Origin of the sequence: Thioalkalivibrio sp. HK1 (assembly GCA_000583135.1) — a bacterium.
Lineage (GTDB): Bacteria > Pseudomonadota > Gammaproteobacteria > HK1 > HK1 > HK1.
Map to the genome: position 1 here is coordinate 1 of JFBG01000108.1, position 600 is coordinate 600.

General features: G+C 57.8%; 1 protein-coding gene. It reads left to right on the top strand.

Features of this window, described 5'->3' with window-relative positions:
- Nucleotides 1–71: 71 nt before the first annotated feature.
- Nucleotides 72–600, top strand: a 529-nt coding sequence (locus tag BF99_RS21645) for a hypothetical protein (RefSeq protein ID WP_038099220.1), incomplete at its 3' end; no start/stop codon positions are given.

A 600-nucleotide genomic window follows, 5' to 3' on the forward strand; every position in this document is an offset into this window, starting at 1 on the left:
CCCGACGATAAGGTCTTTCGAGATCGATCACCGATAGACGATCCGAGCCCATAGCATAAGGATAAGTCGCGATGAAACGCATTGGAAAGTTCCTATTCGGCACCGTCGGATACGCACGCGTTCTTGGCCTTTTTGCCGTGATGTTCTCGCTGTCCGGGGTGTCGGCGGCACAAACGGTGAATATCAGCCCGAACCCGTTGGCGATCACCGAAGGCATGAGCGGCACATTCACGGCCGTCTTGTCGCAGAACCCGGGCGCGGGCGCAGATGTCAATGTGGCAATTCCGGCCACGACCGGCCTTACGTTCAATCCGGACTTCTTGCAATTCAATGCCGGGAATTGGAACACCGCGGAGACTGTGACGGTAACCGCCTCCCAAGACGCCGATCAAAACGATGAGTCACACACCATTTCTTTCCAGGTGATCGGCGGCGTCTTCAGCGCCTCCGACTTCACCGTCAGCGTGACGGATGATGACAAGCCGACCTCGGATCTGGTGCTATCGGCGCAAAGTTTGACGATCGGCGAGGGCAGCACCGGCACCTTCGACGTGAAGTTGTCGATGGCACCGAGTGCGACTGTGACCGTGACCTTGACCC